A 10156-nucleotide genomic window follows, 5' to 3' on the forward strand; every position below is an offset into this window, starting at 1 on the left:
ACGAAGGGCAATGGTTTTGACAAAACAAGCCGAACTAACTTTTTAAAATTATAATTAACTTAGATTACGAATTTTTGTTTTCAGATAATAGATTTGGTCTACCAGGCCCAGAATGATGGGCACTGCCTCATCATTGGCCCCCATCTCATTTATAAGGTCATTTATTAACAGCAGGCGCGCAATATCTTCCTGGTCAAAGATTGAGCCTTCGTTGTCAAAAGGAACAATCCACTCATTTTCTATACAGCTTAAAACAAAAGTTTTACTAACTTTGCAGATTTTAATTATTTCTTTTAATTGATAATGCTTTTTTTTCATGGCCTTACTCCTGAAAATTTAAATGGCTTCTGGGGTTGTAAGAATGTTTTTTACTCCAGTTTTCAAAAAAAGTTTTTAATTCAGGGTCAATTTTTTCCGGCAAGACAATTTTAATTACAACAATTTGGTCCCCTTTATTTTTTGTTGACCTTAAGTAATACCCCTTGCCTTTCATGCGGAGCTTTGTGCCACTATTCACGCCGGCAGGTATGGTTAAAAGGACCTTGCCTTCTATTGTGGGGACTTCAATTTTTGCACCGTTTATAGCTTCATTAATTGTTACTGGCACTTCCAGTACCAGATTGGCTCCCTCTTTTCTAAAGGTCGGAGAATTTTTTACACGCACTTCCACATATGCGTCTCCGGACTTGCTTCTACCCATACCCTTGGAGCCGTGGCCTTTGAAGCGAAGTTTGGTCCCGGATTCTATGCCTGCTGGAATTTTAACTTTCAGATGTTTTCCTTTAGCCAGAATAATTTCTTTTTCTACACCCAACACGGCTTCCTTAAACGTAATTTCCATTGAATACTGTATGTCTTGCCCAGGGAATTCGACCTGGTCTTCGAAATTTCCTGAAAAACCACGTGTTGTACTGCCCTTAAATAAGGTATCAAAAAAATCTTCATAATCTCCTTGTGCGTAATTACCATATCTGGAACCGGGTGTTTGAGTTTCATAATAGAATGGCCCCTGACGCCCTGCTTGCGCATAATCCTGATAATTAGGTTGTGCATTTTCCTGTTCAAGTCTGTCACGTGCTTCTTTGTTTTTTATTAGTTCATAAGCATTATTTATTTCTTTAAATTTTTTTTCAGCATCCTTATTCCCGGCATTCAAGTCCGGATGATATTTTTTGGAAAGCTTGCGAAAAGCCGCTTTAATTTCAGTATCAGACGAAGTTTTGCTCACACCTAATATTTTATAAGGGTCCATAATATTATTAATGTAGCATAAATTTAAAAAATTAAAAGAAAAATTTTGCAAGAAACAGTTCAAGGAGAGGCCGGTAATGCTTTCCAGCCTCTCCTTGCTAAAAAAAAGAAACTAAGAATTCAGTATCTTTTTTGCACACTCATCCATTACATCGGTAATAAAGGGAATTTTTGTTTCTTTTTCAGTTTCTCTGTTCGCGGAAAAAATATCCTCACGTGCAATCTGGTTTAGTGTAAATTTTCTTGCCCCGGCCATTAGTTGCTGTAGTCCGGCGGAGAGTTTATCGCAGAGAGTCCAGATAGCTATTGCGCCGTATGGAATATGTTTCATTTCACTTTTGCCGACCTTTTTCTCGACATCATAGTATCCGGCAAAAATTTCTTCAGCGCTTGAACCAAGTTCCGCAATATTTTTAGGCAGGCTGTCCCAATTGCCGTTGACTTTAGCTTTGTTTTTGGGATTGAGTACACCTTCCACATTAGAACCCAGATATCCCGGAATCATTACTGACCGGCCCATACAAATAAGTTTGGTATAGGGAGCACCCAGTGCCAGAGCCTTGAAGATTTGGTCTTCTCTTGCCAGTCCTCCTGCAAAAGCCATATCTACAACCTTTTGGCCTTTGGCTGCCAGAATGGCTGCATATTCATATGCCTTGGAATGTAATAGGATGGAGGGGACACCCCAGCTTTCCATCATGTTCCATGGGCTCATGCCTGTCCCGCCACCTGAACCGTCAATGGTTAGCAGGTCAAGCTTTGCTTCAGAAGCAAATTTTATAGACATGGCTAATGCTTCCATACCATAAGAACCTGTTTTTAATGAAATTCTATCGAAACCTATTTTTCTCAAATAAGCGACTGAATCCATAAAGTTTTCTCGTACAGCATCCCAGGAAGTTAAATCTGTGTAGCCAAGACGGCTGTGACGGGCAAAAGATTTGATAGACCTATGTTTGAATGCTTCCTGCACTTCTTTTTTAGTGGGATCAGGGTCAACTACATAGCCGCGTTCCTTTAAGAAAATAGCATAATCCAGACTTGTAACCTGAATTTCTCCGCCGATATCCTTGGCTCCCTGTCCCCATTTCAACTCGATAATTGCTTTGTTGCCATATTTATTAACAACATATTCGGCAACGCCGTTACGAGTATCTTCCACGTTCATCTGCACAATAATAGCACCATAACCGTCATAATATTTCAGAAAAGTATCGATTCTGCGGTCTAGTTCAGGAGCTTTTTTGATTTTGCCATTTTTAATTTCAGATTTTTTATCAACACCGACTACATTTTCTCCGACTACAATCGGAATACCCACTAACGCTGCGCCTACAGCGAAAGATTCCCAATACTTGGCCGCTACAAAAGTAGAGCCAAGAGCGCCGGTCATGACTGGGATTTTGCATTTTGTTTTAATTTTCGTACCGAACGAAGTTTCCAGGCTGACATTAGGGAAAATACAGTCGTCAGCCGATGTGGAAAGACCTTTGGGCAGACCGTGAACACCATAGTTATAACCCTGAATGCGTAATGAGTTATAAGCGACCCCTATATGTGTAGTATTTCCACTGCCGGCGGTTACTGACCCGAATTCTCTGGGATAAAGCATCTTTCTGCCTTTTATACTGGACAACCAGGTTTCACATTTTCCAGAACAATCTGCCATACACAGCGTACAAAGTCCGGATTCGGTCGGATTTCCTCTATTAACGCTTCCGATAACATCATTACTTTTTGACCATTGCAACATAAAGCACCCTCCTCATCAATTTTTGAGATAAGAATCAACGACATTGTTTATTCAATTAATAACGTCTGCGTGACAACTTCGGCATGCAGACGGGTTTTATTTATTTATTTTATACGACTTAATCTCTTCAGCAGTGATAATGAGATTAGCCACATCCTGCATGGATATTCTGTGGTCCATGGCATAGTTTTTAATTTTTAAATAGGCGTCTTCTTCCGAGATGTTTGTATCTTTTTGGATTATTCCTTTGGCGCGTTCTATTTTTTTGCGTGTTTCCAGCTCTTCCTGAATTAATTTGCTTTTTAAAATAAGATTCGTGTTTTCAATGGCCATTGCTGCCTGGTTGGCAATAGTGGTAAGAATATGTATCTCATTTTTGGTAAAGCTATGCACTTCTGAGGTGTAGCAGTTTATCACACCGATAACCCTGCCTTTAACAGCCATGGGCACTGAAAGTAGAGATTTTAAGCCTTCTTTTGTGGCGATATCTCGATATTTGTAATCTTTTTCGCTGGTTACATCTTTAATTACCATGAGTTTGTTAGTTTGAGCTACTTTTCCAGCAATACCTTCACCGAGTTTCAGGGGCGGCTTTTTAATATATTCGTCACTTATGCTTTGGGTTGCCTTTATTTTAAGCACATGACTTTCTTCATCATAAAGCATCAATGAACAAATATTGGATTTCATAAGTTCGGCAGTGACAACAACAATCAGCTTAAGAATATCGTCCAGATAACCTTCAGATGTTATTGCCTGGCTTATTTTTGATAAAGCTTTTAGTAAATCATTATTGGATGCTCGTTGCATTTTCGTATTAAATTATACCACAAATTGTTCGGATTAAAATCATTGAATGCCAGATATTATAAGGCTTTCAGCTTGTTTTTGCCTGTAAACGACAAGCGGATTTTTTAGATTTACAGTAAAAAATTTATAATCAAATTGAAAATACAATGAAATAAGTTTTTATGAAAGCTATGCTATTGACCTTTGATGTAATTTATAGCAAAATTACTGAACGATGTGTAGAATTGGTTGTATTAAAAGTATTGAACCGTTTCATCCTTCCAAAGCATTGTATTTAATGCTTCCCCAGCAGGAGGGACATGACAATTCGGGATTTGCTATAGTAATGAAAGACTTATATGGCATTTTTGAGCCGTATAAGGAACTTCCCCTGCTTTCCTTTTCCTGTACCAATAAAGGCAAAGAAATCATCAGTAACTTCATGCTAAAAAAGGGATTCAGTAAAAAAATATTCACCTGGGAGCCGGATTTCGTTGAAAAAGAGCACTATGATTTTGCCAAAATGGACTTTTACGGTTTTGATGTTTTTAACTATCCGGAATCTATTTTAAAAGGAAGTGTTAAAGAAAAAGAAGAAATTCTTCTCAACACCAGGCTGGAACTTAGGAAGTTACTGGAAAAAACCGCGGACGGTTATGTGTTTTCTTTCTGGCCCGATACATTAACCATTAAGGAAATAGGCAACCCTAATGATATAGGAGAGTATTTTAATTTATGGAAAGAAAACAAGGATATTTTGGCAAAGAATATTATGATTCAATATCGGCAGAATACCAATTATGAAATTGTACGTTATGCCGCGCATCCCTTTTTTCTTCAGGGCTACACGCTTTGTGCCAATGGAGAAAATACATTTTACGTAAAAAACAAGGAATATCAGCAAAGCCTGCATAAAGGTTATATAGGTTTTGAATCGGATTCCCAATGTTTTTTGTATACCCTGCATTATCTGCATCATGAACTAAAATGGCCTTTCGCTTACTACAAGCACGTGATAACTCCTCTGCCTTTTGAAGAAATAGAAGAACATCCCGACAAGCAAATACTATACAAGATCAGAGAGTCGTTGGCCCATCTGGAAATTAACGGGCCCAATACCGTAATAGGTCTGTTGCCGGATAATACAATGTTTACGGTTTGTGATTCCAAGAAGTTAAGACCTGTTGTCGTAGGCGCTGACAATAAAATAGTTGCTATTACTTCTGAAGTGAACGGGCTGAATGTGATTTTGCCCGACCGTGATAAAACAAAGGATGTTTACCCTAACGAGAGGGAAACGGTTGTTGTGACAAACGAATTAAGGATTGAACGATGGAAGCAAATATAAAAATTAATGATATAACCGAGAATGACCTTAACTGGAAAGTAGAATATGACAATACTCGTTGCACCAGATGTGGAAGATGTATTTCCACCTGTACTTTTCATGCCCTGGAAATGAAAGTTGAACGCAGGGCTTATACTGTTTCGGATACAAAAGTACCTGCTCCCAAAAGAGTATTCAGCACAATACCTGTAGTCAAGCAAATAGCTACAATTAAACAAAAGTGTGTTGGTTGCGGTATGTGTGAAAAAGTTTGCCCGAATCAGGCAATTAAACCGGTTAGAAATATTGATACAAGGGAAAATCTTTTAAATCATGAACTGGGCAGCCCTATTAAAAGAGGCGGAAGGACCAACTTAAGCATTGAGCGTACGCTCGACCGGATTAAAGTCGGCCGTATATCCCAGATGACAGACCCCTCGCTGGATGCGCAGCGCCATACATTTGATATGCTTAGTCCTTTCGGAAGGGTGCTTGGCCCCGAAGAACTTCCTTTTAAAATAGAAAACGATGAACTAAAAATAAAAGGTTCAATACCTCCCGTACACTGGATATACCCAATAATATTCGCGGATATGTCTATAGGCGCGCTTTCCACCAGAGCCTGGGAAGCAATTTGTATAGCAACTGCTATATTAAATGAAAAATATAATATGCCGGTGCGGATGTGTTCTGGTGAGGGCGGCATGCCGATAAAGCTGATGCAGTCCAAATATTTAAAATATATGATATTGCAGATTGCCTCGGGGCACTTTGGCTGGAACAGAATAATAAAAGCCATGCCGCAGATGACAGAGGATCCGGCTGGTATTCTTATCAAGATCGGACAGGGCGCAAAACCCGGTGACGGAGGCCTTCTCATGGCTGCCAAAGTTGCTCGTCATATTCAGGAAATCCGTGGTGTGCCAAGGTCTGACCTGTTATCTCCCCCAAATCATCAGGGTTTGTATAGTATTGAAGAATCAGTGCAGAAAATGTTTTTGTCATTTAATGCCGCCTTTCAATTCAGAGTCCCGGTTGCTATCAAAGTAGCTGCTTCTTCTTCATCGGTATCCGTATATAACAATTTGCTGCGTGATCCGTACCACATAGTCGGAGGATTTTTTCTGGATGGTATTCAGGGTGGAACAGGAGCCGCGCATGAGGTTTCTCTGGATCATACCGGACACCCCGTAGTTTCAAAAGTAAGAGACGCATACATAGCCGCGGTCAATCAGGGTAAACAGGGCCGAATTCCTTTATGGGGCGGTGGTGGTGTAGGATTGACAGGAACCATGGCCGCAGACGCTTTCAAGATGATTTGCCTTGGTGCAAACGGAGTATTTACAGGTAAAATTTTGATTCAATTGCTCGGTTGTATTGGTAATGAAAACGGTCGCTGTAATCAATGCAACACAGGTTTATGCCCTACAGGAGTTACTACTCAGGATTATCGGTTGGTACAAAGACTGGATATAGATAAAGCAGCGGAAACGTTAGTGAATTATATGTTGTCGGTAGATACAGAATTTAGGAAATTAATGGCACCAATAGGAAACAGTTCATTGCCCGTGGGACGTAGTGATGCCTTGGTCTCTGTGGATAAGGGAATTGCGGATAAACTGCAAATTCCATATGCCTGTTAAGAAGGAATAAAGATGGTAAAAGTTATACATTCAATAAAAAAACATGACAGAATGTCCACTCAGGACCTTTTGCAACAGATAAACCAGGCGATTGCTGCCGGAGAAACAGACTTTGAGATATATGCCTGCGGTCAGCATGATATTGGCGGTCCCCTGTGGAACAAGGACGGGAAAACATTAAAATTTCTTTTACATGATCCGGGACAGCGGGCGGGCTCTATGTGTATGGAAAATACAGAAATCATTATCGAGGGACCAGCCCCTGCGGATGTAGGATGGCTTAATGCCGGCGGAATCATAACAATAAAAGGTGATAGCGGCGACACAACCGCTCATTGTGCTGCAGCTGGAAAAATATATGCCAGCGGGCGAGTGGGAACGCGTTCCGGCTCGCTTATGAAGCATGATCCCAGATACGAGCCCCCTGAGTTTTGGGTCCTTAAAAACACAGGAAGCTTCCCCTTTGAGTTTATGGGAGGAGGTATAGGTGTAGTTTGCGGTTATGACTGCCAGGAATTTGATTCTGTTTTAGGTGACAGAGCCTGTGTTGGTATGGTCGGCGGCCTGGTATATGTAAGAGGCAATATTTCCGGAGTATCCGGCGAGGTTCGCCTTTATCCTCTGGAAGAACAGGATAAGGAGTTTTTAAGCAAAGGACTGAAACCTTTTTTAAAAGCCATTGGCAAAGAGAAACTGGAAAAAGAGCTTTCCAATTGGAAAGACTGGCAGAAAATTGTTCCCAAGAATTATAAGGAACGTCATTACTACGAAATTATTAGTCCGCAGCAGTTTAGGCTGAATGATTGGGTAAAGGATGGTATTTTTTCTGACGTTTATCCTGACGAAGGGAAAGTTTTAGGGCTGGTTAATACTGGCGACAATCGTTTGCGTTATCCCCAGTGGGAAAATATCAAACATTGCGCCCCCTGTGAATACAAGTGCCCCATTTCTGTGCCAACCCAGCAGCGCTATAATTTGATCCGCGAAGGAAAAATCAGGGAAGCGCTGGAACTTATTTACCAATATAACCCCTTCCCTCGTACTGTTTGTGGGGAAGTTTGCCCTAACCTTTGTATGGAAAGTTGTACCCGCGGCGACGTAGACCAGCCTATTGATGTAAAAGGTCTGGGTTCTGTATCTGAAACCACTGTAAAGTTAAATGCAGCGGAAAAGCCGCAGAAAGTAGCTATTGTCGGAGGAGGAGTCGGTGGATTGTCTGCAGCCTGGCATCTTCGGCACATGGGATATCAGGTTACCGTTTATGAAAAGGGTTCACAAATCGGTGGCAAGCTTTTCCATGCGGTTTCCAGGGATCGTTTATCTACCGAATCTCTGAGCAGAGATCTGGATAATTTTAAAAAAATCGGTATTGATTATAAATTAAATACAGCTGTGGACGAAAAATTATACAATGAGTTAAAGAAAAAGTTTGACGCTGTTATATTAGCTACTGGTGCTTATGAGCCGAAAATTCCCAATTGGCCGGGCAAGGAAAAATTGCTGATTTCTCTTGATTTTCTGGCAAAAGTAAATAAAGGCGAAAAAGTAAACCTTGGTAAAAAGGTAGTGGTTATCGGAGCCGGGAATACAGGCATGGATGTGGTTTATGGCGCTTACACCTGCGGAGCCAAAGAAGTAACCGCAATTGACGTACAAAAGCCCAGCGCTTTCCCCAAAGAGTTGGAACATGCCCGGAACCTGGGTGCTAAAATTTTATGGCCGGTATTTACCAAGGAAATTACTGATAAAGGCGTAGTTTTAACTGACGGCAGGCTTCTTGAAGCGGACTCTGTAATTCTGGCAATCGGCGAAGTGCCGGTACTGGATTATATAAACGACGAAGTGGAAAATATCCGGGGGTATCTTAAGGTAGAAAAAGATTATCAGCTGATGGATAATGTTTATTCCATAGGAGATATGACCAGGCTAGGGCTTCTGGCTGATTCTATAGGTCATGGCCGCGAAGTTGCCTTGGTATTAGATGCCAGGTTCAACAATCGTACTTACGAACCTAAAGTAAAGGATCTGATAAATAAAAACCGTATTGTGACTGCTTATTTTGATACGGTCCATGAAGAATGTATTGATGGCATCTGTAAGGATGTTGATCGTTGTATAAGTTGCGGTACCTGCCGCGATTGCCGGCTTTGCAAGGAATCCTGTCCTGAACTTGCCATCTATCGGGTTCAGCATGATGAAAAGAATTACGAATATATCGCCGACCCGGAAAAATGTATCGGCTGCGGAATTTGCGCGGCTGTTTGTCCTTGCGGTATTTGGCAGATGTATGTAAACAAACCTTCGTTTCCCGGCGAAGAGTAGACTCACACATTTTAGTTTGGCTTTTCTAAAAGTTTTATGAGGAAAAAAGTCAGTTAAAAGCTGCGTAAAAGCATTAAATAAATAGCTCCTTTTTTTATAATAAAGACATATCAAACTGTATTCAAAAAGGAGACTAAAGATGGCATATGATTTTCCTGAAGAGGTTAGAAACATCGTATTTTCAGGTGAAGCTGGGCAAGGGCTGAATTTTGTAGCCGATATACTTATCAAAGCTTTCAAAAAGAATGGTTATCATGTGCATGGCTCTCAGGAGTTTATGTCGAGGGTGCGAGGTGGCAATAATTCTCTGACCGTGAGAATAGCTGAATTTCCTGTTAAGGCAAACCTGAGCAGGATTGATATCTTCATACCATTTAACGCTAATGCCAGTGAAAGATTCCTGGAACGCATCACACCTGAAACACTGGTACTTACCGATGATACATTTATAGATAAATTACTGCAAGAAAAAAATGTAAACGAAATAAAAATTCCTTTACAGAAAATGGCAACAGAAGCAGGAGGAATACTGTTCATAAATAGTGTACTGATTGGTGTTTTAGCTGGAGTTTTCAGCTTAAATCTTGAGAATATCATAGATGATGTTTTAAAAAAATTTGCCGATAAAGACGAAAGCGTTCGCGAAAAAAACAGAAAAGCCTTAAAAAACGGCTATAATACCGGCAAAGAACTGCTTGCCGGGAAGCTGTCCGGGTTACCTTTAAAGGTTACCGAGAGCATAAAAAAAGATTTTTTGATTAATGGTTCAAGAGCTGTTGGAATTGGCGCGCTGCTTGGTGGGTGCAATTTTATGTCCGCATATCCTATGTCTCCCTCAACTGATGTCTTTACATTTTTGGCTGAAAGAGCCGGTCAACTAGGCCTGGTCGTAGAGCAAGCAGAAGACGAGATTGCGGCAATAAATATGGCAATCGGAGCCTGGTACGCAGGTGCCAGAGCAATGGTAAATACTGCTGGCGGTGGATTTGCTCTGATGACTGAGGGCCTAAGCTTGGCCGGAGCAATTGAGTCACCTTTGGTTATTCATTTGGCACAGCGCCCGGCACCTGC

General features: G+C 40.8%; 8 protein-coding genes. 4 read left to right on the forward strand and 4 right to left on the reverse strand.

Translation table 11 applies throughout. The annotated features are described in order from the left end of the window. Nucleotides 1–54: 54 nt before the first annotated feature. The 4 genes from PHV30_03475 to PHV30_03490 form a co-directional block, all read right to left on the reverse strand. Nucleotides 55–318 carry a chaperone modulator CbpM gene (locus PHV30_03475; GenBank protein MDD5456072.1) on the reverse strand — a complete coding sequence of 88 codons (264 nt, stop codon included), beginning with the start codon at nt 316–318 and terminating at the stop codon, nt 55–57. A 4-nt stretch (nt 319–322) separates the two neighbouring features. Beyond that, entirely contained in the window at nt 323–1252 is a 930-nt protein-coding gene (locus PHV30_03480) for a DnaJ C-terminal domain-containing protein (protein MDD5456073.1), read from the reverse strand. A 111-nt stretch (nt 1253–1363) separates the two neighbouring features. Beyond that, on the reverse strand, nt 1364–3004 hold the full coding sequence (locus PHV30_03485; GenBank protein ID MDD5456074.1) for a glutamate synthase-related protein: 1641 nt from the start codon (nt 3002–3004) through the stop codon (nt 1364–1366). 96 nt (nt 3005–3100) lie between these two features. Beyond that, nucleotides 3101–3814: a GAF and ANTAR domain-containing protein gene (locus PHV30_03490; protein ID MDD5456075.1), complete on the reverse strand. Its 714-nt coding sequence runs from the start codon at nt 3812–3814 to the stop codon at nt 3101–3103. A gap of 214 nt (nt 3815–4028) precedes the next feature. Between PHV30_03490 and PHV30_03495 the strand changes: the two genes are divergently transcribed. The 4 genes from PHV30_03495 to PHV30_03510 form a co-directional block, all read left to right on the forward strand. Next, nucleotides 4029–5141 (forward strand): glutamate synthase, encoded by a 1113-nt coding sequence (locus PHV30_03495; protein MDD5456076.1) that lies wholly within the window; start codon nt 4029–4031, stop codon nt 5139–5141. Next, a complete protein-coding gene (locus PHV30_03500) occupies nt 5126–6763 on the forward strand; it encodes a glutamate synthase-related protein (GenBank protein ID MDD5456077.1) in 1638 nt (545 codons plus the stop codon). Before PHV30_03495 ends, PHV30_03500 begins: the two co-directional genes overlap by 16 nt. Before the next feature lie 12 nt (nt 6764–6775). Further along, nucleotides 6776–9085, forward strand: a complete 2310-nt coding sequence (locus tag PHV30_03505) for an FAD-dependent oxidoreductase (protein ID MDD5456078.1) — start codon at nt 6776–6778, stop codon at nt 9083–9085. 139 nt (nt 9086–9224) lie between these two features. Then, nucleotides 9225–10156: 2-oxoacid:acceptor oxidoreductase family protein (locus tag PHV30_03510; protein ID MDD5456079.1), on the forward strand; the 932-nt coding region annotated here is incomplete at its 3' end.

This window comes from Candidatus Margulisiibacteriota bacterium, assembly GCA_028715625.1.
Classification (GTDB): Bacteria; Margulisbacteria; Riflemargulisbacteria; order GWF2-35-9; family GWF2-35-9; genus JAQURL01.